This is a genomic window from Streptosporangium sp. DT93 (assembly GCF_049844535.1).
GTDB lineage: Bacteria > Actinomycetota > Actinomycetes > Streptosporangiales > Streptosporangiaceae > Streptosporangium.
The window spans coordinates 173,657-198,943 of sequence record NZ_JBNCLF010000014.1 but is presented as its reverse complement, the minus strand read 5'-3'; the positions used below and the strand labels follow the sequence as shown (position 1 = coordinate 198,943).

General features: G+C 73.8%; 18 protein-coding genes and 1 riboswitch. Of the genes, 10 read left to right on the top strand and 8 right to left on the bottom strand.

Annotation, left to right across the window (positions count from 1 at the left end; genetic code table 11):
• Positions 1-10: 10 nt before the first annotated feature.
• The 3 genes from menC to ACLQ2R_RS27450 are packed head-to-tail and all read right to left on the bottom strand — an operon-like array spanning position 11 to position 3,512.
• A complete protein-coding gene (gene menC / locus ACLQ2R_RS27460) occupies positions 11-1,111 on the bottom strand; it encodes an o-succinylbenzoate synthase (protein WP_425963562.1) in 1,101 nt (366 codons plus the stop codon).
• On the bottom strand, positions 1,108-2,073 hold the full coding sequence (locus ACLQ2R_RS27455) for a GNAT family N-acetyltransferase (RefSeq protein ID WP_425963561.1): 966 nt from the start codon (positions 2,071-2,073) through the stop codon (positions 1,108-1,110). Before ACLQ2R_RS27455 ends, menC begins: the two co-directional genes overlap by 4 nt.
• Positions 2,070-3,512: a M20 family metallopeptidase gene (locus ACLQ2R_RS27450; RefSeq protein WP_425963560.1), complete on the bottom strand. Its 1,443-nt coding sequence runs from the start codon at positions 3,510-3,512 to the stop codon at positions 2,070-2,072. The genes ACLQ2R_RS27455 and ACLQ2R_RS27450 overlap by 4 nt, the downstream gene beginning before the upstream one ends.
• A gap of 227 nt (positions 3,513-3,739) precedes the next feature.
• Here ACLQ2R_RS27450 and ACLQ2R_RS27445 point away from each other — a divergent pair, with 227 nt between their 5' ends.
• From ACLQ2R_RS27445 to murQ, 7 genes are all read left to right on the top strand, one after another.
• The gene (locus ACLQ2R_RS27445; protein WP_425963559.1) at positions 3,740-5,578 is read left to right on the top strand and encodes an ABC transporter substrate-binding protein; all 1,839 of its coding nucleotides are present in this window, start codon (positions 3,740-3,742) and stop codon (positions 5,576-5,578) included.
• Between the two features lie 6 nt (positions 5,579-5,584).
• Positions 5,585-6,595, top strand: a complete 1,011-nt coding sequence (locus tag ACLQ2R_RS27440; protein ID WP_425963558.1) for an ABC transporter permease — start codon at positions 5,585-5,587, stop codon at positions 6,593-6,595.
• The gene (locus ACLQ2R_RS27435; RefSeq protein ID WP_425963557.1) at positions 6,592-7,560 is read left to right on the top strand and encodes an ABC transporter permease; all 969 of its coding nucleotides are present in this window, start codon (positions 6,592-6,594) and stop codon (positions 7,558-7,560) included. Before ACLQ2R_RS27440 ends, ACLQ2R_RS27435 begins: the two co-directional genes overlap by 4 nt.
• Before the next feature lie 3 nt (positions 7,561-7,563).
• Positions 7,564-8,862: an ABC transporter ATP-binding protein gene (locus ACLQ2R_RS27430; protein WP_425963555.1), complete on the top strand. Its 1,299-nt coding sequence runs from the start codon at positions 7,564-7,566 to the stop codon at positions 8,860-8,862.
• Complete coding sequence (locus ACLQ2R_RS27425; RefSeq protein ID WP_425963554.1) at positions 8,859-9,869, top strand: ABC transporter ATP-binding protein; 1,011 nt, start codon at positions 8,859-8,861, stop codon at positions 9,867-9,869. The genes ACLQ2R_RS27430 and ACLQ2R_RS27425 overlap by 4 nt, the downstream gene beginning before the upstream one ends.
• Positions 9,866-11,005: a GNAT family N-acetyltransferase gene (locus tag ACLQ2R_RS27420; RefSeq protein ID WP_425963553.1), complete on the top strand. Its 1,140-nt coding sequence runs from the start codon at positions 9,866-9,868 to the stop codon at positions 11,003-11,005. The genes ACLQ2R_RS27425 and ACLQ2R_RS27420 overlap by 4 nt, the downstream gene beginning before the upstream one ends.
• Positions 11,006-11,319: 314 nt before the next feature.
• Positions 11,320-12,213 (top strand): N-acetylmuramic acid 6-phosphate etherase, encoded by an 894-nt coding sequence (murQ, locus tag ACLQ2R_RS27415; protein WP_425963645.1) that lies wholly within the window; start codon positions 11,320-11,322, stop codon positions 12,211-12,213.
• Positions 12,214-12,348: 135 nt separating this feature from the next.
• Here murQ and metH read toward each other — a convergent pair whose 3' ends face one another.
• From metH to ACLQ2R_RS27390, 5 genes are all read right to left on the bottom strand, one after another.
• Positions 12,349-16,044, bottom strand: a complete 3,696-nt coding sequence (gene metH / locus ACLQ2R_RS27410) for a methionine synthase (protein ID WP_425963552.1) — start codon at positions 16,042-16,044, stop codon at positions 12,349-12,351.
• 16 nt (positions 16,045-16,060) lie between these two features.
• Positions 16,061-16,136: riboswitch (S-adenosyl-L-homocysteine riboswitch) on the bottom strand.
• 136 nt (positions 16,137-16,272) lie between these two features.
• Positions 16,273-17,907 carry an ABC-F family ATP-binding cassette domain-containing protein gene (locus ACLQ2R_RS27405; protein WP_425963551.1) on the bottom strand — a complete coding sequence of 545 codons (1,635 nt, stop codon included), beginning with the start codon at positions 17,905-17,907 and terminating at the stop codon, positions 16,273-16,275.
• A gap of 476 nt (positions 17,908-18,383) precedes the next feature.
• Positions 18,384-19,283, bottom strand: coding sequence for a MurR/RpiR family transcriptional regulator (locus tag ACLQ2R_RS27400; protein WP_425963550.1), 900 nt, complete (start codon positions 19,281-19,283; stop codon positions 18,384-18,386).
• Positions 19,284-19,309: 26 nt separating this feature from the next.
• Positions 19,310-21,169, bottom strand: coding sequence for a glycoside hydrolase family 3 protein (locus tag ACLQ2R_RS27395; RefSeq protein WP_425963549.1), 1,860 nt, complete (start codon positions 21,167-21,169; stop codon positions 19,310-19,312).
• 188 nt (positions 21,170-21,357) lie between these two features.
• Positions 21,358-22,416 carry a LacI family DNA-binding transcriptional regulator gene (locus tag ACLQ2R_RS27390; protein WP_425963547.1) on the bottom strand — a complete coding sequence of 353 codons (1,059 nt, stop codon included), beginning with the start codon at positions 22,414-22,416 and terminating at the stop codon, positions 21,358-21,360.
• A 540-nt stretch (positions 22,417-22,956) separates the two neighbouring features.
• On the opposite strand from ACLQ2R_RS27390, the gene ACLQ2R_RS27385 reads away from it, so the two are divergent.
• The 3 genes from ACLQ2R_RS27385 to ACLQ2R_RS27375 all read left to right on the top strand — a co-directional run bounded on the left by ACLQ2R_RS27385 (position 22,957) and on the right by ACLQ2R_RS27375 (position 25,133).
• Positions 22,957-23,520, top strand: a complete 564-nt coding sequence (locus ACLQ2R_RS27385) for an NADPH-dependent FMN reductase (RefSeq protein ID WP_425963546.1) — start codon at positions 22,957-22,959, stop codon at positions 23,518-23,520.
• Positions 23,521-23,679: 159 nt separating this feature from the next.
• Positions 23,680-24,246: a hypothetical protein gene (locus ACLQ2R_RS27380; RefSeq protein WP_425963544.1), complete on the top strand. Its 567-nt coding sequence runs from the start codon at positions 23,680-23,682 to the stop codon at positions 24,244-24,246.
• Positions 24,247-24,257: 11 nt separating this feature from the next.
• Complete coding sequence (locus tag ACLQ2R_RS27375) at positions 24,258-25,133, top strand: diacylglycerol/lipid kinase family protein (RefSeq protein WP_425963543.1); 876 nt, start codon at positions 24,258-24,260, stop codon at positions 25,131-25,133.
• Positions 25,134-25,287: the final 154 nt, after the last annotated feature.

The window sequence follows — 25,287 nt, the reverse complement described above, 5'->3', positions numbered from 1 at the left end:
GGGGCGGACGTCAGAGGGTGATCCACTCGGTGGAGACGGTGACCCGGTCGAGGACGTCCGGGATCGGCTCGACGCCGATGCCGGGCCCGGCGGGCACGTCCAGGTGGCCCTCGCGTAGCTCGAAGGGCGCGGTGAGGTCGGTGGTGAAGTAGCGGCGCGAGGCCGAGGTGTCGCCGGGCAGCGTGAAACCGGGCAGGGCCGCCAGGGCCACGTTGGCGGCCCTGCCGATGCCGGTCTCCAGCATGCCGCCGCACCAGACCGCGATCCCGTGGGCGCGGCACAGGTCGTGGATGCGCCGCGCCTCCAGGTAGCCGCCCACCCGGCCGGGCTTGATGTTGACCACCGAGCAGGCGTCCAGGGAGATCGCGGCGGCGGCGTGCGCGGCCGACTCGATGGACTCGTCCAGGCAGATCGCGGTGGTGAGCCTCCGGGCGAGCCGCGCGTGCTGGACGATGTCGTCGTCGGCCAGTGGCTGCTCGATGAGCAGCAGGCCGAACGCGTCCAGCCGGGCCAGGTGCGGGGCGTCGCCGAGGGTGTAGGCGGCGTTGGCGTCGACCTGCAGCAGCACCTCGTCGCCGAAGCGCTCCCGCACGGCGCGCACCGGGGCCACGTCCCAGCCGGGCTGGATCTTGAGCTTGATCCGCAGGTAGCCCTCCTCGAGGTAGCCGGCCACGGCGTCCAGGAGCTCGGGGATCGAGTCCATGATGCCGACCGACACCCCGGCCGGGACGCGGTCGGCGGTGGCGCCGAGGAAGGAGGCCATGGACCGGCCCGCGGCGCGCAGCTCGGCGTCGAGCACGGCGCTCTCCAGGGCGGCCTTGGCCATCCGGTGCCCCTTGAAGGGCTCCAGCGCGTGGCCCACGCCCTGGGCGTCGACACGGGAGGGCAGCGCCGGGATGAGGAAGCGGCGCAGCACGTCGGCGGCGGCGTCGACGTACTCGGGGGAGTAGAGCGGGCCGGACATGGCCACGCACTCGCCCCAGCCCTCCGCCTCCGGTGTCACCACCCGCAGCAGCAGCACGTCGCGTTCGGTCTCGGTGCCGAACGAGGTGCGGAACGGCGCGACCAGCGGCATCGCGACCCGCCTGAGCTCGATTCCAGTGATCTTCATGGTGTGCGGCCCGCGCCGCGTCTCCCCTCGATGTCGTCGCCGTCCGGGCGACACGATACGACGTAGCAGGACCTGTCGTGGAAGCCGGTTACGCGGGCGCCCTCGCCCAGCAGGCCGCCGAGCACCTCGCGCACGGCACGGCGCCAGGACGCGGCGGCACCGGGGTCGCGGCGGCGCAGCGCCTCCACGTCCTCGGGCACCGTGACCAGCACCGTCGCGGCGTCGGTCCGGCCCGCGACCGGGAGGCCGTCCCTCTCGCCCAGCCCGACGACGGCGTCCGGCGGGACCATCGGCCGGCACGGCGCCCCGCCGACGGCGGCCAGGACGTGCGGCTCGGTGAGCCGCCAGACCGCGAGGACCCGGTCGGACTCGTCCCCGGCGTTGATCGCGTCGTCCATGACGCCGTAGAAGGACGGCAGGTACTCCTCGGGACGGGCGCCGAGCTTGACCAGGTTGAAGTGGGCGTTGCGGCGCACCAGCGGGTCGTAGGTCCAGGTGATCCGGTCCAGGCCGCGCTCCAGCGCCCAGGCGCGCTGGTGCAGCTTGAGGGCGAGGCCGATCCCGCGGCCGGCGGAGGCGCCGGTGACGTGGGAGTGCAGCACCTGCCCCGCCGGGGCCGCGAGGAAGCCGACCGACGCGCCGGCCAGGCGGCCGCCGGTGTAGGCCCCGGCCACGTAGTTGCCCGCGTGCGACAGCGCCCGCATCATCTCCACGCTGACGGGGGCGGCGCCGGGGTCGGGCCGCCAGATGGTGTCGAACAGCCGGAAGGCGTCCTCGAACTCCTCGATCGAACGAAGCTCGCGCAACGTCAGACCGTCGGGGGTGCCGGAGCCGCCGGGGTGTCGGTCATGTCGGCCGGAGCCGTCGGTGCCGCGGGAGCCGCCGGGATCACCGGAGGCGTCGGGGGCCTCGGGGGTGCCGAGGTTGCCGGGGGTGCCGGGGGGGCCGGGGGCGTCGTTCACCGGAGCACCGCCTCGACCAGCCCGGCCAGCAGCGCCGCCCGTACGGGCATCTCGGCCACGACCACGTGCTCGTCGTCGGCGTGGGCGCCGCCGCCGACCGCGCCCAGCCCGTCGAGGGTGGGGCAGCCCGCCCCGGCGGTGAAGTTGCCGTCGGAGGCCCCGCCCACGCCGACGCCGGAGAGCGGGGCGAGCCCGGCCTCGGCGGCGACCCGCCGGGCGAGGTCGAACAGCCCGGCCGAGGAGGCGGGCTCCATCGGCGGGCGGTTCGGGCCCCCGAGGACCTCCAGCCGGGTACCGGGGGTGTGCGGTCGGAGCGCCCTCATCAGCTCGTCCACCCGTCGTTGCGCGTCCAGGGTCGGGACGCGGGCGTCCACCGCGAGCCGTGCCAGCGCGGGCACGGTGTTGGTCGTGGTCCCGCCCGACAGCAGGGTGGGCGTCACGGTCACCGGCCCCGGTCCGTCCGCCGCTCCCCGGCCGATCGCCGGTCCCACGGTGGTCTCCGATCCCACGGCGGTCTCCGGCCTCACGACGGGCTCCGATCCCTCAAGGGTCTCCGTCTCCTGGCCGGTCGTCGTCCCAGGCCCCGGGCCGGTCGCCGTTCCCGGCGGGGTGTCGTCCACCCGGGCGGCGATCCCGGCGACGGCGAGGATCTGGTGGGCGAGCTCGACGCCCGCGTTCGCGCCCTTTTCGGGGTCGAGCCCGGCGTGCGCGCCCCGGCCGTGCACCACGACCTCGTACATGGACGTGCCCTTGCGCGCGATCTTGAGCGCGCCGCCGTCGGCGCTCCCCTCCAGCACGAACGTGGCCGCGCAGGCGCGCGCCGACTCCTCGACCAGCGCGCGCGAGGACGGCGACCCGACCTCCTCGTCCCCGGTCACCAGCACGCACACCCCGTCCAGGGACGGCAGCAGGGCCAGCGCGTGGAACATCTGCACCAGCCCGGCCTTCATGTCGAAGACCCCCGGCCCCCGGGCGATCCCGCCGGCGACCGACCAGGGATGGGTCCGCAGGGTGCCGACCGGCCAGACGGTGTCGTGGTGGCCCAGCAGCAGCACCCTGGGCGTGCCGAACGTCCACCGCAGGTGGGTGACCCCGTCGATCACGATCGTCTCGGGCCGGGCGCCGAGACGGTCGTGCCCCTGGCGGGCGACCACCCCGGCACTGGTGGCCACCGCCGCGTGGTCGGCGGAGAAGGACTCGCACAGCACGAGCTCCCGCAGGTCCTCCAGCATGGCGTCCAGATCCGGGAGGGTCTCCGGGGTCTCCGGGATCTCCGGGGACATTGGCGTCGCCGGGGTCGCCGGCGTCACCGGTGGGACGACCGCGTCGGCGTGGGGGAGACGGTGGGGGCGGGGCGGGTGAGGCTCAACGGACACGTGCCAGTCCTCCGGTTCGGCGGTCACCACGACCGTACGGCAGAGCGGGGTGAGAAATTTCATCCGATCCCCTCACGAGGGGGCCGGGCCGTCGATCCGCCCGCAGGCCCGCACCGGCAGGGATCGGGGGAGGCCGGACACCGGCGGGCGATTATGAAGGAAAGTTACAAGCTTTGCCGACGAGATGGAGATAATTGACGCGGCCGCCCGGTCGAACGTATGGTCCGGACAACACCCCCCACCTCCCCGTCCAGGCCTCTGACCTCGAAGAAGACCCCACGGAGCGGTTCATGAAGCGAACAGCAGCGGCAGCGGTCTCCCTCTGTCTCGCCGCCGTGACCGCCGCATGCGGTGGCGGTACCGATGGCGCCCCGGGAACCACGGGAGCCGCGGGACAGCCCGCCGGTGCGGTCTTCACCACGATCGACGCACTCAAGCCCGGCATCGACGCGAACGCGCCGATCAACCCGTACAACCCCAAGGGCAACGCCTTCCGGGGGTTCAACGCCGAATGGCTCGGGTGGACCAAGAACCACCTGACCGATCCGAACCTGTTCTACCCGGGCGTCGCGCGGAGCTGGCAGATCGCCCCCGACCAGTCCTCGATCACGCTGCGGCTGCAGCCGCAGGGCCGGTGGTCCGACGGCAGGCCGATCACCGCCGAGGACGTGAAGTTCTCCATCGGGGTGGCCTACACCCAGGGCGGCACCGCCTACGCCCTCGACCCCTCCGCGGCCGGCACCGCCTCCGACATCACGATCCTGGACGAGCGGACGATCAAAATCACCCAGGCGGCCGCGAACCCGAGCTCCACCTTCGTCCGCAGCGTGATGGAGACCGTCATCGTCCCCAGGCACGTCTGGAACTCCGTGCTGCCCGCCGACTTCTGGCAGCGGCTCAAGGTCGCCCAGAGCGACGCCCCCGGGGCCGGGGCCGCACGGGCCGGGATCACCGCCCTCGCCGAGAAGGTCATCACCTTCGCCCCGGCGAAGGACGTCTCGGCCGGGCCGTTCGTCCTCAAGCGCGTCAACCCGGGCGAGGCCCTGCTCGTCAAGAACACCTACTTCCACAACGCCGCCGCCGTCGCCGCCGACCAGGTGCGCATCCTCAACTACACCGGCAACGAGCAGGTCTGGAACTACCTCGTCGCCGGAAGGCTGGACAGCGCGCCCTTCACCGCCGTTCCCGCAGGGGTGATGCGCAGGATCGCCCGCACGCCCGGGAACGTCGTGGTCAGGGGCTTCTCGCCGGTCAGCGAGGGACTGGCGTTCAACCAGTCCAGGAAGCCCTACGACAACGTGCACGTCCGCCGCGCCCTGGCCCACCTGATCGACCGCGCCCAGGTCACCAAGGTCGCCTCGCCCGAGGGCGGCACCGCCTCGGTCACCACCTCCGGCCTGCACCAGCGGGCCGCCCAGGCGTGGCTGGGCGGCGGCGCCGGCGGCGTCGGCGCCCTGGAGCCGTACCGGCACGACCCGGCCAGGGCCGAGGCCGAACTGCGGGCCGCGGGCATGCGCAAGACCGAGGGCAGGTGGACGCTGCCCGACGGCTCCCCGTGGAAGATGACCATCAACGTGCCCGCGTCCTTCTCCGACTGGCTGGCCGGGGCCAAGGCCGTCACCAGCCAGCTCAACGACGCCGGCATCGAGGCCGAGGTCGTCACCACCGCCGACTACCCCCTCTACCTGGAGGAGATGGCGGCCGGGAAGTACGACGTGGGGTTCTGGCTGGTGGCGCTCGGGCCCGCGCCGTACAACATCTTCCAGCGCCTGTACGGCGCCCAGAACGGCTGGAAGCTCTTCGGCGGCAGACTCAGGCACGTCCCCGCAGGCACCGAGGGCAACTGGATGGGCGGCGCCGAGACCGTCGAGGTCGCCGGCGAGGGCCGGATCGACCCCGGCGCGCTGGCCGTCAGGCTGAACTCCGCGCCCGAGGCCGAGCAGCGGAGGATCGTCTCGATCCTGGCCAGGGCCGCCAACCAGGACCTGCCGGTGATCCAGCTGTGGGACTACGTCAACACGCAGGTGGTCAACACCACGCGCTTCGACGGCTTCCCCGGCGACGAGAGCGACGCGCTGCGCCTCACCTCGGGGGTCTGGCTCCAACTCGGCATGATCAAGAGGAAGTAGCCGCACATGACGGTCTTCGCACGCCGCCTCGCGGGCCACCTCGTCCGCGGGCTCGCCATGATCCTGGTGGTCGCCACGATCAGCTTCGTGATCATCAGGAGCATCCCCGGCGACCCCATGCGGGCCCGCTACGAGAAACTCGTCGAGCAGGGAATGTCGCCCGAGCAGGCCGAGCGCGCCACCGCGGTGATGTACGGCTTCATGCCCCGGGGCACGATGTGGGAGCAGTACACCGACTACATGAGGGGACTGCTCCACCTCGACCTCGGCCGGTCGCTGAGCGTCCCCGGCGCCGAGGTCACCTCCCTGCTCGCCTCGGCCGCCGCCTGGACGATCCTGCCGGTGCTGGTCGGCACGCTGCTCAGCTTCACGGTCGGGATCATCTTGGGCGTCTACGCGGCGATCAAGCGCTCCAGCAGGCTCGGCGACGCGCTGGCCGTCTCCGGCTCGCTCCTGCACGGCCTGCCGCAGTACGTGCTGGCGCTGCTGCTCAGCGCGGCCTTCACCACCCTGCTGCCGATCTTCCCCGCGAGCGGCACGGCCGACGTCACGCTGGAGCCGGGACTCAACGCCGCCTACGTCGGCTCGCTGATCCAGTACGCCACGCTGCCGGTGCTGACCTACGCGCTGGCCGGGTACGGCGGCTGGATCCTGGCGATGAAGTCGAGCGTGGTCACCGTGCTGGGCGACGACTTCATCCTCGCCGCAGAGCTGCGCGGCATGCGGCGCGGCGTCGTCTTCCGCTACGTGGCGCGCAACGCCATCCTGCCGCTCTTCACGATCCTGGCGCTCTCGCTGGGCCTGCTCTTCGGCGGCGCCATCTTCATCGAACGGATCTTCACCTATCCGGGGCTGGGCCTGCTGCTGCTCAACAGCGTCACCGACCGCGACTACGCGCTGATGGGCGGGGCCTTCCTGCTGATCACCGTGGCGATCGTCATCGCCAACATCGTGGCGGACATGCTCTACACCGCGATCGACCCGCGCGTCCGCTCGGGACAGGAGGCGGCGTCATGACGGCACCGACCGTGATCCCCGGGGCGTCCGGCACGCCCGAGGCGCGGGGTACCGCCGAGGTCCCGGGCCCCGGCACCCCCGGCGTTCCCGGCGCCCGCGCCACGCAGCGGCGCAACTTCCGGCGCGGCGTCCTGCGGGTGCTGCGGCGCAAGCCCAGCCGCGTCGTGGGCGTGGCCATCCTGGCCGTGTTCGCGTTCATGGGGATCTTCGGGCCGCTGCTGTACCCCGCGCGGCTGCCGCGCGACGACAACGCCCTCTACGCCGCGCCGAGCTGGGCGCACCCCTTCGGCACCGACTTCGAGGGCACCGACGTGCTCGCGCTGGTGGTCACCGGCTCCCGGTACGTCCTGCTGACCGCCCTGGTCACCGCGGTCATCACCGTCGCCCTGGGCACCTCGGTCGGATTGTTCGCCGGGTTCAGGCGCGGGCGCTGGGACAGCGTGCTGATGCGGATCACCGACATGAAGCTGACCATCCCCGCGCTGCCGCTGCTGCTGGTGCTCTCGACCGTCTGGAAGTTCACCGGCCCGCTCCAGATGGGACTGGTGCTGGGCCTCCTCGGCTGGGGCGGGGTGGCGCGCGCCGTACGGGCGCAGACCCTGTCGCTGCGTGAGCGCGGCTTCATCGAGGCCGCCCGCGGGCTCGGGCTGTCCACCCGGCACATCGTCGGCAGGGAACTGCTGCCCAGCATGGCCCCCTTCATCGCGATGAACATGCTCATCGCGGTGACCGGCGCGGTCTACGCGCAGGTGGGCCTGTTCTTCCTGGGCGTCCTGCCGTTCGACGCCAACAACTGGGGCGTCATGCTCAACCTCGCCGTGTTCGGCGGCGGCGCGCTGACGACGACCGCCGCGCTGCCCTACATGCTGGCGCCGCTATTGGCGATCCTGCTGCTCACCCTGGGCATCGTCCTCGTCGTCGACGCCATGGACGAGATCTTCAACCCCCGCCTGCGGGAGGAGTGACAGATGTTTGCACGTTCGAGGAAGGTGCCCGCGACGCCGGACGCGCGGCCGTCCCCCGCCGCCGGCGGCCACGGGCCTCCCGGGGTACGCGTCGGCGGCCTGTCCGTCGTCTACCGCACGGGCGGGGGTGAGCTTCCCGCCGTCTCCGGCGTCGACCTGGAACTGCTCCCCGGCACGATCACCGGTGTGGTCGGCGAGTCCGGCTCGGGCAAGTCCACCCTGGCGCTCTCGCTGCTCAACGCGGTCCAGCCGCCCGGCAGGATCAGCGCGGGCAACGTGGAGATCGACGGGCTCGGCGACGTCACCGCGCTGCGCGGCGACGCCCTGCGCAGCGCCAGGGGCCGCCACATCGGGTACGTCTTCCAGGCCGCGCAGAACTCCCTCAACCCGCTCAAGACCGTCGGCAAGCAGCTCCTCGACCTGGGCCGCTCGCACGGGATCGAGGACCTGCGCGCGCTCGTCGCGGACGCCAGGGACCTGCTCGGCCGGATGGGCATGGACGGCGCGCGCGTGCTCGACTCCCACCAGCACGAGCTGTCGGGCGGTATGCGCCAGCGGGTCGGCATCATGCTCGCGCTGGTCCTCAACGCCCACCTCGTCGTGCTCGACGAGCCCACGACCGCCCTCGACATGATCACCCAGGCCACGATCCTGCGGATCGTCCGGGAGGTGCACCAGGAGCGCGGGCTCACCACGCTCGTCATCACCCACGACCTGGGCGTGGTCGCCGAGGTCGCCGACCGGCTGGCCGTCATGTACGGCGGGCGGGTGGTGGAGCAGGGGCCGACCACCGAGGTGCTCGGCGCCCCCCGCCACCCCTACACCCAGGGCCTGATCCGGGCCATCCCGCGCCTGGTCGGCGACATCGGGGAGGCCAGGGCGCTGCCCGGCCGCCCGCCGACGCTCGGGACCGTCCCGGCCGAGGGGTGCGTCTTCAGGGAGCGGTGCGAGTGGCGCATGGACGTCTGCGAGACCGAGGAGCCGCCCGCGGTCGTCCGCGGCGCGTCGGTCGTGGCCTGCCACGCCGTGGCCGCCCGCGACGCCGAGGCGGACACGGCGCGTGAGGCGGACGCGGCGCGGGAGGCGCGAGGGGACACGAGCGCGGGCGCGGGAACCGGTCTCCTCGTCGGGCGGGACGGCGGCAGGAGCGCCGCGCGGATCGCGGAGGGAAGCGGATGCCGCAGCGCCGTGCTCGACGTGGACGAGAACGCCGGCGGAGCCGTCCCGGCGGGAGCCGGACGGGCCGGTGGAGCTCGCGGGACGTACGGGTACGGATACGGGGAGCGGGAGGAGAGGACGTGATCACCGGACAGGGCGTCACGAAGACCTTCAGGCAGAAGGGGAGCATGCTCGCCGGGCGGGAGGTGCGGGCGCTGCGCGGCGTCGACTTCGCCATCCCCAAGGGCGGCGCCGCCTCCTTCATCGGCGAGTCCGGCTGCGGCAAGACGACGCTCGGGCGGATCATCGCCGGGCTGGAGAGCCACGACTCCGGCGAGATCACCATCGACGGCACCCCGATGTCGTCGCTGCGCCCCCGGCAGCGGCAGCCGTACTTCCGCCGCATCCAGCTCATCCACCAGGACCCCTACTCCGCGCTCAACCCGACCAGGACGGTGCACCAGACGCTGGACGCGCCGCTGTCGCTGCGGGCCGGGCAGACCGGCCGCTCGCGGGCGTGGGCAGACGGGCGGGCGAGGGAGCTGCTGGAGCTGGTCGGCCTCGACCCCGGCTACGTGCTGTCGCGCTACCCCCACCAGCTCTCCGGGGGCATGCGCCAGCGGGTGGTCATCGCCCGCGCCCTCACCGTCGACCCCGAGATGCTCGTCGCCGACGAGGCCGTCTCCATGATCGACGTGTCGTTGCGGCTGGGCATCCTCGCGCTCCTGAAGGACCTGCGCGAACGCCTGGGGGTGAGCGTGCTCTTCATCACCCACGACGTGGCCACCGCCCGCTACATCGGCGACGACGGTGAGCTCTACGTCATCTACCGGGGGCAGGTCGTCGAGCGCGGCCACGTGGAGACGATCATCTCCGGGCCGGTGCACCCGTACACCCAGTCGCTGCTGTCGGCCATCCCGGTGCTGCACGGCCTGGAGCGGCCCGGTGAGGAGGCGGTGACGCCGACCGGGGCGCACGACGAGAGCCGCGCCGACACCGGGTGCCTGTTCGCCGGACGCTGCCCGTTCCGCACCGGCCGCTGCGACGAGGAACGCCCGGTGCTGGGGCACGGCGGCGGCACCCCCCAGGAGCACGCCTGCTTCCACCCGGCCGCCCGCGACGTCGTCGCCGTCCCGGCGGGCCGGTCGTGATCCCGGCCGGGAACGCCCCGGAGGCGACCGCCGTCCACGAGGTCCTCGCCGGCAGCACGGGCGGCGCTGGCAGCACGGGCGGCACCGACGGCACCGACGGCGCCGGCGGCGCCGGCGGCGCGGTAGGCGCGGGCAGCGTGGGCAGCGCTGCCGGTGTGGCGGCGCTCGCCGGGATCGTCCGGGCCGCGCTCGTCCACGACGCCGCCGAGGCGGCGGACCTGGTCGCCCGGCTCGCCGACCCGCCCGCGGACCGGCGCTGGACGGCGCTGGTGACGCGCGACCTGAACGGCGTGGTGTTCGCCTCCGTGTCGGGGCGCGACCCGCGCGTCGGTCACGTCGACCTGCTGGCCGTGCACCCGGCCGCCCAGGGGGCCGGGCTGGGACGGGCGCTGCTCGTCGCGGCCGAGGAGTGGCTGAGCGACCGGGGGGCGACCGAGGTCCGGCTGGCCGGCAACCCGCCCTGCTACGCCTGGCCCGGCATCGACGTGCGCTACACCCCGGCCGTCTGCCTGGCCGAGAGCCTCGGCTACCGGCGGTACCACGTCGCGGTCAACATGACCGCCGACCTCGCCGGCAGCCTCACCGGCGACCGCCCCACCGATCTCGCCACCGACCCCGCCACCGGCCTCGCCGCGGACCTGTCCGCCGACGCCGGTCTCGCGCGGCTGGAGGAGCGCGGCATCACCGTGCACGCCGCCGCCCCCGGTGACCGCGCCGCCGTCCGCGCCTTCGTCACCGAGCAGTGGCACGCCGGCTGGGCGTGGGAGGCCGAGCGGGCCACCGGCTGTCACTACGCCCTCAGGGAGGGGGAGATCCTCGGTTTCGCCTCCTGGGGGGCGCGGCCCGCCTGGTTCGGCCCGATGGGCACCGCATCGGCCGCGCGCGGCCTGGGCGTGGGCGGGGTGCTCATGCGCCGCTGCCTGGCCGAGCAACGGGCCGCGGGCCTGACCAGCGTCCAGATCGGCTGGGCCGGGCCGCTGCGCTTCTACTCCCGCGCGCTCGGCGCGTACGCCGAGCGGGTCTTCTGGCTGTACCGCAGGGACCTGCCGCGAGAGGCGCCGGCCGGGGGAACGGACCCGGCGACGAACTCGACGAAGGACCCGCTGACGGGGCTCAGACGGGGCAGGCGGCCGTGACGCGGCCGACGAGGGAAGACCGGCCGCGTGATCGCGGCGAGACAGGAGAACCAGCCACATGGGACATCATGACTGATCCACCGGCCACCTCTTCCGGCCCTCCGGCCCCTGCGATCCCCCCGGCCTCGGCGTCTTCGGCGTCCGTCCCCGTCCAGGGGACGTCGGCCGAATCGGAGCCCGGCACGTCTTCGGAAACCCCCGCATCGGGACCCGGCACGTCTTCGGGAACCCCGGGCCTCCCGGGGGGAGGCACGTCTTCGGGGCGCACGGGCGCCTCGGGAAACGGCACCTCTTCGGGAAGCACGGTCCCTCCGCTGCCGCCGACCGAGCAGAGCGACCCCCGCTACAGCGGCATCGACCGGCTCCCGACCGAGCAGGTGGCCCGGCTGATGAACGCCGCCGACGCCGCCGTGCCCGCGGCGGTGGCCGAGGCGGTCCCGGCGATCTCGGCCGCGATCGACGCGATCGTGGAGCGGATGCGGGCGGGAGGCCGCCTGTTCTACGTGGGCGCCGGGACGTCGGGCCGGCTGGCCGTGCTGGACGCCTCCGAGTGCCCGCCGACCTTCGGCACCGACCCCGAGCTCGTCCAGGGCGTCATCGCGGGCGGCCCGCCGGCGCTGACCCGTTCGGTCGAGGGGGCCGAGGACGACCACGCCGGGGGCGCAGCCGCCCTCGCCGAGCGGGGGGTGGGCGCGCTCGACACGGTGGTGGGCGTCTCCGCCGGAGGGCGGGCGCCCTTCGTGCTCGGCGCGCTCGCCGAGGCGGGCCGCCGCGGCGCCCTGACCGTCGCGCTCTCCTGCAACCACGCGACCGCCCTGTCGGCGGCGGCGCTGCACCCCATCGAGGTGATCGTCGGCCCGGAGGTGGTGACGGGCTCCACCCGGCTCAAGGCGGGGACCGCGCAGAAGCTGGTCCTCAACATGATCTCGACGATCACGATGGTCCGGCTCGGCCGGACCCACGGCAACACCATGATCGAGGTGTCCGCGATGAACTCCAAGCTGGCCGACCGGGCCGCCCGGATGGTCGGCGATCTCACCGGCGCCGCCTCCTCCGTGGCACGCTCCACCCTGGAGGCCGCCGGGTGGCAGGTGAAGGCCGCGGTGCTCATGATCGAGCACGGTCTCGACGCGCCCGCCGCCCGGCTGCTGCTGGAACGGCACGGCGACCGGCTGGAGGCGGCGATGGCGGCGGCGGAGACCCGGTAGACGACCGGCCGGCCCGGCGGCCAAGGGCGCGGGCCCGGGTCCGGGTCAAGGCCACGGGGTCCAGGTCCGGGATCGCGAAGACCGGAACCGCGAACGCGGGTGCCCCGGGCGGAGGCCCGGGGCACCCGCCCGTGACTACGTGGGCTCGTACGCGAGGTTGGGGCGCAGCCAGCGCTCGACCTCGGAGAGCGCCATGTTCCGCCGCGACGCGTAGTCCTCGACCTGGTCCCTGCCGACGCGCCCCACGGTGAAGTACCGCGACGCCTGGTGGGCGAACAGCAGCCCGCTGACGCTGGCCGCCGGGGTCATCGCGAACGACTCGGTCAGTCCCATGCCGAGCTTCTCGGCCTCCAGCAGGTCGAACAGGTCCTGCTTCTGGCTGTGGTCCGGGCTCGCCGGGTAACCGAGGGCGGGACGGATGCCGCGGAACCGCTCGGCGTGCAGGTCCTCGATCCTGGGGTCGGCGTCCGGCTCGTACCAGGCGCGCCGCGCCTCCAGGTGGATGTACTCGGCGAACGCCTCGGCCAGCCGGTCGGCCAGGGCCTTCACCATGATCGCCCGGTAGTCGTCCTGCTGGGCCTCGTAGACGGCCGCGAGCTCCTCGGCGCCGTGCACGGCCACGGCGAACCCGCCGAGGTGGTCCCCGGACGGGGCCACGTAGTCGGCCAGGGACCGGTTGGGCCGGCCCTCGGGCTTGGCCGTCTGCTGGCGCAGCATCGGCAGCCGGAGGACCTCCCCGCCCTCCCCGGGATCGCCGACCACGATGTCGTCGCCCTCGGAGTGGGCGGGCCAGTACCCGTAGGCGCCCCGTGCCTGGAAGCTCCCCTTGGCGATGATCTGGTCGAGCATGGTGTTGGCGTCGTCGAAGAGCTCGCGCGCCACCGGCTGGTCCAGGATCGCCGGGTACTTGCCCTTCAGCTCCCAGGCCAGGAAGAGGAACTGCCAGTCGATCATCGCGCGGAGGTCGTTCAGGTCCGGCTCCACGACGCGCACGCCGGTGAACTCGGGGACGGGCAGGTCCTCGAAGGAGACCCGCTCGCGGTTCGCGCGGGCCTGCTCGACGGTCAGCAGGGCGGTGCGCTGCTTGTTGGCGTACTGCTCGCGCAGCCGGTCCTGGTCGGTGCGGTTGCTCGCGTCCAGCTCCTGGGACCGGTCGCCGTCCATCAGGTCGGAGACCACGCCGACGACGCGGGAGGCGTCGAGCACGTGCACCGTGGTGTTGTCGTAGGCGGGGGCGATGCGGACCGCGGTGTGCTGGCGCGAGGTCGTGGCGCCGCCGACCAGCAGGGGCAGCTTCAGCCCGCGGCGCTGCATCTCCGCGGCGACGGTGACCATCTCGTCCAGCGACGGGGTGATCAGCCCGGACAGGCCGATGACGTCGGCGCCCTCGGCGATCGCGGTGTCCAGGATGACCGAGGCGGGCACCATCACCCCGAGGTCGACGACCTCGTAGTTGTTGCAGCCCAGGACGACGCCCACGATGTTCTTGCCGATGTCGTGCACGTCGCCCTTGACGGTCGCGAGCACCACCTTGCCCTGGCCGCGCGCGGTCTCGGCGCGCCCCTCCTGCCGCGCCAGCTCCTTCTCCGCCTCCATGTACGGCTCCAGGTAGGCGACCGAGCGCTTCATCACCCGCGCGCTCTTGACCACCTGCGGCAGGAACATCTTGCCCGACCCGAACAGGTCGCCCACGATCTTCATGCCGTCCATCAGCGGGCCCTCGATCACCTCCAGGGGACGCGCCCTGCTCTGGCGGGCCTCTTCGGTGTCGTCCTCGATGAAGTCGACGATGCCGTGCACGAGCGCGTACGACAGGCGCTCCTCCACCGGCGCGTCACGCCAGGCCAGGTCCACGACCCGGCGCGTGCCCGAGCCGCTCACGGTCTCGGCGAAGGAGACGAGCCGGTCGGTGGCGTCCTCGCGCCGGTCGAAGATCACGTCCTCGACGAGCTCCAGCAGGTCCGCGGGGATGTCCTGGTAGACCGCGAGCTGCCCGGCGTTGACGATGCCCATGTCCAGCCCGGCCCGCACGGCGTACAGCAGGAACGCCGAGTGCATGGCCTCGCGCACGACGTCGTTGCCGCGGAAGGAGAACGACAGGTTGGAGATGCCGCCGCTGGTCCGCGCCCCCGGGCAGCGCTCCTTGATCAGCGGCAGTGCCTCGATGAACGCCTTGGCGTACCCGTTGTGCTCGCTGATGCCGGTGGCGACCGCGAGCACGTTCGGGTCGAACACGATGTCCTCGGGCGGGAACCCGGCCTTCTGGGTCAGCAGGTCGTAGGCGCGGGCGCAGATCGACACCTTGCGCTCGACGGTGTCGGCCTGCCCCTCCTCGTCGAAGGCCATGACGACCACGCCGGCGCCGTAGTCCCGGATGATCCGCGCCTGCTCCAGGAACGGGCCCTCGCCCTCCTTGAGGCTGATCGAGTTGACGACGCCCTTGCCCTGGACGCACTTGAGCCCGGCCTCCAGCACGCTCCACCGCGAGCTGTCGATCATGATCGGGATGCGGGCGACCTCCGGCTCGGTCGCGATCAGGTTCAGGAAGGTCGTCATCGCCTGCACGCTGTCGAGCAGGTCGGCGTCCATGTTGACGTCGAGCAGGTTGGCGCCGCCGCGTACCTGCTCCAGCGCGACGTCGACGGCGCCCTGGTGGTCGTCGCCCTCGATCAGGCGGCGGAAGCGCGCCGAGCCGGTGACGTTGGTGCGCTCGCCGATCATGACGAACCCGGTGTCCGGGCCGATCTCGAAGGGCTCAAGGCCGCTGAAGCGGGTACGGGCCGGAGGCTCGGCGACCGGCCGGGGCGGCAGGCCGGACACCGCGTCCGCGATCTTCGCGATGTGGGCGGGGGAGGTGCCGCAGCACCCGCCGACGATGTTGACCATCCCCGAGGTGGCGAACTCGCCCACCAGCGCCGCGGTCTCCTCCGGCGTCTCGTCGTACCCGCCGAACGCGTTGGGCAGGCCCGCGTTGGGGTGGCTGGCCGTGTAGGTGTCGGCGAAGCGCGCCAGCTCGGCGACGTGCGGGCGCATCTCCGTGGCGCCCAGCGAGCAGTTCACGCCCACCACCAGCGGGTCGGCGTGCCGGATCGAGCTCCAGAACGCCTCGACGGTCTGCCCGGACAGCGTGCGCCCGCTCAGGTCGACGATCGTCACCGAGATCCACAGCGGCAGGTGCGGCGCGACCTCGCGGGCGGCGGCGACCGCGGCCTTGGCGTTGAGCGTGTCGAAGATCGTCTCGATCAGCAGCAGGTCGACCCCGCCCTCGGCCAGCGCCCGGATCTGCTCGGCGTAGGAGGCGCGGACCTCGTCGAAGGAGACCGCGCGGTAGGCCGGGTCGTCGACGCGGGGCGAGAGCGAGAGCGTGACGTTCAGCGGGCCGATCGAACCGGCCACGAAGCGCCCGCCCGCCTCGTCGGCGGCCTGGCGCGCGAGCTGGGCGGCGCGCAGGTTCATCTCCGGGACCAGCGCCTCCAGTCCGTAGTCGGCCTGGCCGATGGAGGTCGCGGTGAAGGTGTTCGTGGTGGTGATGTCCGCGCCCGCCGCCAGGTACTGGCGGTGGATGTCGAGGATGACGTCGGGACGCGTCAGGTTGAGCAGGTCCGGGTCGCCGGTCACGTCACGCGGATGATCGAGGAACCGGTCGCCGCGGTAGTCGGCCGGGGTGAGCGAGGCGCCCTGCAGCATCGTGCCCCAGGCGCCGTCGAGCACCGCGATCCGCCGGCCCAGCAGCTCCCGCAGGGCTCGTACGCGCTCGGTGGCCGTCGCGGTGCCGGTGTGATCGCCTTCGGCGAGGGCCTGCCCGCCGCCATGGTTCGAAGAATCGTTCATTGGACCACCTCCCAGGTATCGGGAGGCGCCCTTGGTGAACATGGAGGTCGAGCGTGGCGGGCCGTGGACCCGTCGCAGCGCCTCTCGACTTCGTCATTGAGGGTACCCAAAAGCCCATGACGGCGCCAGAAATCGGCTTCTCCGACCTGCTCCGTCCGCGCGGGAGGCCCGATCCCACCGCCCTTTCCGGGGTTTCGGGCCTCCCCGCCGTCCCTTCCGGGCCCCGTCTCAGGCGTCCGGGGCCCCCAGGTCGAGCAGGTGCCCCCCGGAGAGCCGCAACCGGCGGCCCACCCCGATCTCGGCGAGGAACCGCTCGTCGTGGCTGACCACCACGAAGGCCCCCCGGTACGAGCGCAGGGCGCCCTCGAGCTGGGCGACGCTGACCAGGTCGAGGTTGTTGGTCGGCTCGTCCAGCAGCAGGAGCTGGGGCGCGGGCTCGGCGTACAGGACGCAGGCCAGGGTGGCGCGCAGCCGCTCGCCGCCGGACAGGGCTTCCACGGGCAGATGGGCGCCGGCCCCCCGGAACAGGAAGCGCGCCAGCAGGTTCATCCGCTCCGCCTCGGGCATCGCGGGCGCGAACGCGGCCAGGTTCTCCGCCACGGTACGGCCCGGGTCCAGCAGGTCCAGCCGCTGGGACAGGTAGGCGATCCGGCCGTCGGCCCGCCTGATCCCGCCGCCCTCCGGCTCCAGGTCGCCGTTGACCACGCGCAGCAGGGTGGACTTGCCGGTGCCGTTGGGGCCGGTCAGCGCGATCCGCTCGGGCCCCCTGACCACCAGGTCGACCCCCTCCCCGGCGAACAGGGCCCGCCCGCCGCGGCTGACGCGGATCCGCTCGCCGAGGAAGACCGTACGCCCGGCCGGGACGGCGGTCCCGGGAAGCTCCAGCGTGATCCGCTGCTCGTCGCGCAGGGCGCGGCCCGCCTCGTCCAGGCGGGCCCTGGCGTCGCCGGCCCGCGCGGCGTGCGTCTCGTCCGACCGTGCCGCCGACTCCTGGGCGCGCCGCTTCAGCGTCCCGGCGTGGATCCTGGCCAGGCCGGCGCTGTTCAGGGTGCGGGCGGCGTTCCCCGCCCGGCGCGCGGCCCGCTCGCGGGCCTGCTGCATCTCCCGCCTCTCCCGCTTGACCTCCTGCTCGGCGGTACGGACGTTCTTCTCGGCGACCTCCCGCTCCGCGCGCACGGCCTCCTCGTAGAAGGTGAAGTTCCCGCCGTGGGAGCGGACCTCGCCCCGGTCGAGCTCGGCGATGCGCTCCATCCGGTCGAGCAGGGCCCGGTCGTGGCTGACCAGCAGCAGGCAGCCGTTCCACTCCTCCAGCACGCCGTGGAGCCTGCGGCGCGCCTCCAGGTCGAGGTTGTTGGTCGGCTCGTCGAGCAGCAGGACGTCGGGCCGCCTCAGCAGCTGCGCGGCCAGGCCGAGGGAGACGACCTGGCCGCCGCTGAGGGTGTCCAGGCGCCGGGTGAGGGCGACGTCCCCGAGACCGAGCCGGTCGAGCTGGGCGCGGGTACGTTCCTCGATGTCCCAGTCGTTGCCGATCGTGGTGAAGTGCTCCTCGCTCGTGTCCCCGGCCTCGATGGCGTCCAGCGCCTCGATCACCGGGGCGATCTCCAGGACCTCGGCCACGGTCAGGTCGCCGGACAGCGGGAGCGTCTGGGGGAGGTAGCCCGTCACCCCCCGCACGGTGACCGAGCCCGCGGCCGGGCGGAGCTCGCCCGCGATCAGCCTGAGCAGCGTGCTCTTGCCGGCGCCGTTGGGCGCCACCAGGCCGGTGCGCCCGGCCGGGACGGTGAACGAGAGATCCTCGAAGACCGGGGTGTCGTCGGGCCAGGAGAAGGACAGGTGGGATACGACGATCGGGGCGTCGGACATCGGACCGCTTTCGCGTTCGGCCGGAACGGTCGGGCCGCCCGGCGGGACGGTCAGGAACGGGGAACACGCGCTGACACGCGGGGCCCCTGGAACCTGGGAGGACATGCGAGGACATGCGAGGACATCGCCGTACGGCGATCACCCCTGGGGTGCCTCACCGACGGCCGTGGGATCCGGGATCACCCGGAGATGTCGTCGTCGCCTGCCATGTCGTGCTCCGTTCCGCCGGCCTGTCGCATCGCCGGCCCGTCACGTCACCGGCCGGTCGGGGTGTCGCCCGTTCCGCCGGTATCGGCCGATCATGCTACCAACCGACGCCGCGCCCGCGCACCCCCGGCATCCATGTCTCCCCGGGGCTCCGGTTCGGCAGGGAGCGCCGGGCTGTCCGCGCGTCCCCGGTCCCCGGCATCGGCCTCCCGAAGGGCGGCGCCGAGGAGAGGTGGCGCGGATTCCGGACGACGTCCCGCCGCGTGGGTTCAGGTGGGCCTGCTCCTGCGGCGCGGGTCGGCCCTGAAGCCCTCGATGGCCTCCCTGGTGGCCCGCAGCGCCGCGTCCGAGGTCTCGAACGTCCGCTGGGCGATGCCGACGAAGATGCAGTCGACGATCAGGAGCTGGCTGATCCTGCTGGCCAGGGCCCCCGGACGGAAGGCGGTCTCCCGGCCCGCCGAGACCAGGACGTGGTCGGCGAGCTCGGCCAGCGTCGAGCGCGGGTTGTTGGTGATCGCCACCGTCGTCGCGCCCGCCGTACGCGCGACGCGCATGGGCGCCAGCACGTCGGGGGTCTCCCCGGTGCAGCTCATCGCCACCGCGACGTCGTCCGGCCGTGCCAGCGCCGCGCTGGTCAGCGCCAGGTGCGCGTCGGCGAAGGCGTGGGCCGGCAGGCCGATCCGCATCAGCTTCTGCGCCATGTCGGCCGCCACCAGCCCGGAGGCGCCGACCCCGTAGACGTCGACCCTGCGCGCGCCGGCCACGGCCTCCACCACGGCGCCCAGCCGGTCGGGGCTGAGCTGGGCCGCGGTGTCGGCCAGCGCCTCGGACTCGGCCCTGGCCACCTTCGCGATCACATCGGTCAGCGGGTCGTCGGGGCCCAGGTCGCCGGGGATCAGCCGCTCGGGCTCGTGCCTGGCCACGGCGGCGGCCAGCGCGAAGCGGAGCTGGGAGTAACCGGCGAAGCCCAGGGCCCTGGCGGTGCGCACGATCGTGGCCTCGCTGGTCCCGGAGGCCACGCTGAACTCGGTGATGGTGCTGCGCGCCACCATGCCGGGGTCGTCGAGAATGAGGCGGGCGATGGCCTGGGCGGCCGGGGTCAGCGAGGGCAGGACGGCCCTCACCGTGGCCACCAGGTTCACGGGCGTGGGACCGTCGGGGACGTTCATCGAGTGCCTCTCGTGTCGTGGTCAGCCTATTCGCCACCGGCCAGCCTGCGGGCGAGGACGCGGGCGGAGGCGCGCGAGACGCCGTTCGTGGTCGCGTACACGGCTCCGGCGGGCTCACCGGGCAGTCCCGTCTCGACGACCACGGCGTCCGGGCGGAGCGCCAGGGCCTGTGTCAGCACCTCCCCTGCCCAGGGGTGCAGCCGTACGTCGTGCACGATCAGCACCAGGGGCCGTTCCGGGCCGCCCAGGTCGGGCAGCGCGGGGGCCCGCGCGCTGACGGTGTGCTCCACGGTCCCGGGCAGTACGTCGGCGAGGGCGTCGGCGATTCCCCCGAGTCTCATCGATTCGGTGGGCTCGGCCGGTTCGAGCGGTTCGATGGGTTCGAGCGGCTTGGCCGGTTCAAGTGGTTCGGTCTGTTCGGGTGGTTCAGTGGGTTCGAGTGGTTCTGCGGGGACGGCGGAGGCCGTCCTGCCGGTGGGGCCGGCGGGGTTCACCGGTGGTGTGGCGTCCGCCCGGCTCCCGCGCAGGGCGATGGTGACGACCAGCGGGGGCCCGGAGAGCACCGGCCCGGACACCGGACGGGACCCCTTCGACGGAACGTCCCCGGTGATGACGCGCAGGGCCGCGTGGGCCGCCCTCAGGCCGATCTCCTCGCCGTCCGGGCCGTCCCCGCCCCGGCCGGTTCCGCTCCCCGCGCGCATCGCCGTCCCCGTGCCCATCCCCGCTTTCACCCCGGGGGCGGCTCTCGTGCCGGTCTGCGTCCCGGTCTGCGTCCCGGTCTGCGTCCTTGTCTCCGCCGTCCCTGTCTCCGTGCCCGTGCCGCTCTCCGTCCCGGCCCGTGCTCCGGTCCCGGCCGCCGCTCGGGCCCGCGCGGCGGTGTTCCCGGCGTACCAGCCGGACAGGGCGAGCACCCGCGCGGCCGCCTCGGCCAGCCGCTCCTCGGGCAGCCTGCCCTCCCGTACGGCGTCCACGATCGCGTCGCGCAGCGCGTACACGCTCGTGCCGTCCGGTGAGGAGACGCCGGCGCAGATCGCGTCCGCGCCGGCGATCAGGGCGCGGACCGCGATCTCGCCGGGCGGGTGGCGGGCGGCGACGGCGCGCATCTCGATGGCGTCGGTGACGATCATGCCGTCGAACCCGAGCTCCCCGCGGAGCAGTCCCGTCATGATCCGGCGGCTCGACGTCGCCGGATGGTCCGGATCGAGGGCGGGCACCAGCAGGTGCCCGCACATGATCGCCCGCACCCCGCTGGACATCGCGGCGCGGAAGGGGGGCAGGTCGCGCTCGGCCAGGAGTCGCGGGGAGGCGTGCACGGTCGGCAGGGCGCGGTGGGAGTCGACGACGGTGCCGCCGTGTCCGGGGAAGTGCTTGGCGCAGGCGGCCACCCCGGTCTCCTGGAGGCCGGAGACCCACGCCGAGGTGTGCCGGGAGACGAGCCCGGGGTCGGAGCCGAAGGAGCGCACCCCGATCACCGGATTGTGCGGGCCGCCGTCGACGTCCGCCACCGGCGCGTAGTCCAGGGTGATCCCGGCCGCGCCGAGGAGGCGGCCGATCTCCCGGGCGACCAGCCGGGTCAGCCCGGGGTCGTCTCCCACGCCCAGCGCCCGGTTGCCGGGCCAGGAACTGCCCGTCGTCGCCTGCAGCCGGGTGACCGCCCCGCCCTCCTCGTCCACCGCGACCACCACGGCGGGGTTCTCCGCGCGCAGCCGGGCCACCAGGTCCGCTGTCCGGCCGGGGTCGGGGAGGTTGCGGGCGAACAGCACGGTCCCGCCGAGGCCGTCCTCGGCGAGGGCGCGCCGCAGCCAGGGGGGAGGCTCGGTGCCCTCGAACCCCGGTTGCAGGACGGTCATGGCCGACCGGGCCAGGCTGGAGCCGTGATGGGGCATCCGGTCACCTTCTTCGTCGCGCGAGGCGCTCGGGCGCGATGTCCTTGGCCGGCGGTCCCGGCACCTCGTACGACGGGGCCGCCACGCGTCAATGGTATTTTCCTTCACGCCAAATGCCGGCCCGGTAGCTTTCCGCCGCCTTTGCCGTCACTGCCATCAGGCGGTCGTGGCCATCTTCGCGGCCGGCGTCAGGCGGACTGGCGTACCACCAGGGCGGGCTCGAAGATGACCGAGGTCGGCCGCCGGTCGGGCTCCTCGATGTGCGTCAGGAGCAGGCGGGCCATCTCCGCGGCCATCTCCTCCATCGGCTGGCGGACCGTGGTCAGCTGCGGGCGGCAGGCGAGGGCGACGCTGCTGTCGTCGAAACCGATCACGGCCACGTCCCCGGGGATGCGGCGCCCCCCGTCGCGCAGGGCCACGAGGGCGCCCTGCGCCATCAGGTCGTTGGCGACGAACACCCCGTCGACGTCCGGGTGCTCGGCCAGCAGCCGCTGCATCGACGCCTCGCCGCTGTCGTGGGTGAAGTTGCCCTCCACCATCGGGACGCAGGGGTGGCCGTGCCTGGCCATCGCCTCCTGGAACCCGGCCGCCCGGTCCTGGCCCGCGGGCAGGGCGAGGGGGCCGGTGATCGTCGCGACGCGGCGGCGGCCGAGGGAGACGAGGTGGTCGGCGGCCAGCGCCCCGCCCGTCCGGTGCGCGAGGTCGACGTAGCTGATCGGGACCGGCCTGGACGGCCCGGCGAACAGCACCGCGGGCGCTCCCGCGCCGACCAGCAGTCCCGGCATCGGGTCGGCGGCGTGGGTGGAGACCAGCAGGGCCCCGTCGGCGTTGCCCTGGCGCAGGTAGGAGATCACCTGGTCGCGCGCCTCGGCGGTCTCGGCGAGCATCAGGACCGGGTGCATGCCCCTGGGGCGCAGGAAGCCCAGCACCCCGCTCGCCACCCGGCCGAAGAACGGGTCGCCGAAGACCCGGCTGGGAAAGGGGTCCTCCGCCCCGCCCTCGCCCCCCGCCCCGGAGACCACCAGGGCGATCGACCCGGTCCTGCGGGTGACGAGCGAGCGAGCCGCCCTGTTGGGCGCGTACCCGGTGGCCGCGACGGCCTGCCGTACCTTCTCCTGGATCTCGGGGTCGACGTTGCGGATTCCGTTGATCACGCGGGAGACGGTCGCGCGGGAGACCCCCGCCACCCGGGCCACGTCCTCCAGGGTTGGCGAGACCGGGGCCGGCTGGGGATCTTCGCTGCTCATGAGAGTTTTTATAGCACGGCTGGAGAGCGCTCTCCCCCGGGGTCTTCGCCGCCCGGGGACGGCGGGCGTCCCGATGGGGAACCGGCGGCCGGGCCCGGTCCGGGAGGCGGGGCCGGGGGATCGCCCGGCACGGAGGCCGGACCCCCGATGCGGGACCCGCCCTGCGTCTGTCAGGTGAACATGCCGTGTTTGGGGGACGAATGACTATTTTTTCGTGAACGATGTGCCCGATCATGTTCGTCCCCTCTCGCTGGGGGCAGGGCACGAATGTGATGGAATGCGAGGTTCGTCGGCACCGCTCGCGCGGCACCGATCCGGAAGGGCATGGTCGCCGTTCCGAGATCCCCGGTCACCGCGCTCTCCCGGGCGCTGCCGGTGGACCCGCGCCATCACGGCACGGTGGCGGTGTGTAGCGGTTTTCGAAGAGTTCGGAGGGGTTCCCGGACCGGCGGCCGCGGGCCTGTGGCCGTGCGGCGTACGGCCGCGGGCGGGTCCCCTCGCTCATGACGTCGCGACGGCGCGACAGAGATGGGGCCGGATATGAGGATCGTCGGGATCGCGGGAAGCCTCCTCCCGGGGGCCTACGTGTGGAGGCTTCTGGAGGCGGCGTCGCGGGAGCTGCCCGCGACGGTGGACTTCGAGATCTGGTCCGGGATGGACCGGGTGCCCCCGTTCGAGGACGGTGAGCTCCCACGGCCGGTGAGCGACCTGTGGCACCGTCTCTCCGCCGCGGACGGCGTGCTGATCGCCGCCCCGGCGCACAGCACCCTTCCGGTCGAGCTGGGACACACCCTCGACTGGCTGACGTCCGCGCGGGGCGGCGCGGTGCTGGTGGGCAAGCCCGCCGGCGTGGTGACCGCCTGCCCGCGCGCCCACGAGGCCATGTGGACGCAGATCCAGCTCGGTCGCGCCCTCGGCGCGGCCGGAGCCGTGGTGTACGGCGCGGAGCTGCTGGTCTCCCCGTCGGTCCCGGCGCCCCACCGTTTCGACGCCGAGGGCAGACTCGTCGACACCGGCCATCGCGAGCGGATCCGCCGGATGCTCGACGAGGTCTGCTCGCACGCCCGCGCCGGGGGTCGTTCCCTCAGCGGGTCCCCGGGGTGAGACCCGCCCCGGCCACCCGCCGGGACCCGCGGGTCCCGGTCTCCCACGGGTCGCCGCCCGGCCGGTGAGAGTCCGGCCGGGCCCCGCGGCGGGCAGCCCGTCCCCCCCGGCAACCGCCGCGTCACGCGTTACGAAGTGGACGAGGGAGGGGAGGCGGCCGTGGGGATATCCGGCCAGGAGATGGCGCTGCGAGCCCTTGGCGCGGCACTCGACCTGCACGCGCCGATGGCGAGGCACGGTGTCAGGGCGTTTCCCGAGGGCACCCCGTTCGTCTGGCTGACCGTCCCGGGTCTGGGAGGTGCCACCGTCTTCCTCGACGGCCGCCGCTGGATCTGCCTGGGCGAGCCGGAAAGAGGCGGCGCGACCGTCCAGCTCGTCGCCGGCACGGTCGACGACGACCCCGAGATCGTGGTGGGCCGCCTGCTGGGCGTCCTGGTGCCGCCACCCCGCCGGCTGGGCGGCCTGTCGCTCGCCGCCAGGGCCGGAGGGCTCGGCCTCCTGGCGGGGACGGGCGCGGCACTGCTGGCCGCGCTGCTCATGGCGATCCTCGTCGCGGGCAACGGCTACACCTCGGAGACGAGCGTCGGGGTCGTCTACTCCATCGCCGCGCTGATCGGCGTCACGTGCGGCTCCTGGGTGGCCCTGCGCCGGTGGCGCCTGGAGCGCAACCCGCGTGATCGGGACCCGCGTGGGCAGGACCGTAGCGACGATCACGCAGAGGAGTGACGAGGAGCGACATGGCCCAGGTGCTGGCGATCTACAACAAGAGTGCGGGAAGCGCCGGCGACGACGCCAGGAACGCGGCGCTCGACACGCTCCGCGGCGGGGGCGCCGACGTCGTCGAGGTGCCCGCGGGGGAGAAGGACCTCGACGAGATCCTCGACGCCTCCCCGGGCACGGACGTCGTCGTCCTGGGCGGCGACGGCACGCTGCACGTGGTGGCCGCGGCCCTGCACCGCAGGGGCGAGCTGGGGGACCGCACGGTCGGGCTGGTCCCGCTGGGCACCGGCAACGACTTCGCCCGCGGCACGGGGATCTCGCTCGACCCGCGGGAGGCCGCCCGCGTCGTGCTCGCCGGCCGGGCCCGTCCGCTCGACCTGATGGTGGACGACGAGGGCGGGGTCGTCGTCAACGTGGTCCACCTGGGCATCGGCGCCGAGGCCTCGGAGCAGGCCACGCCGCTCAAACCGGTGCTGGGACGGATCGCGTACGCGGTGGGCGCGCTGCTGGCGGGAGTGCGCAGCTCCGGCTGGCGGTTGCGTGTCACCGTGGACGGCAGGCGTCTGGACGGCGGGCGCAAGGTGCTCATGGTCGGTCTCGGTAACGGCATCACCATCGGCGGGGGCACCCCGCTGGCCCCCCGGGCCAGGCCGGACGACGGCATGGCCGACGTCGTGGTGTCGCTGACGACCGGGCCGCTGAGCAGGCTCGTCTACGCCCTGCGGCTGCGCCGCGGGACCCATCCGACGCTGCGCGACGTGGTGACCGTCCGCGGCAGGGAGATCACCGTGGAGGGCGAGCCCGTCCCGGTGAACGCCGACGGGGAGCTGACCGGCCATGTCGGCCGGCGCCGCTGGACGGTCATGCCCGCGGCCTGGCGCATGTTCGCCTGAGAGCCGCCCGAGCCTGGGAGCCGCCCGAGCCTGGGAGCCGCCCGGGCCGGGGACCCGCCCGGGCGGCGGCGCGGGGCGCCCACCGCGGGCGCGGACCCGTGGCGGGCCTCCGGCTGGCCCCCGGGCCCGGGCGCGGGGCCCGGGAACGACACCG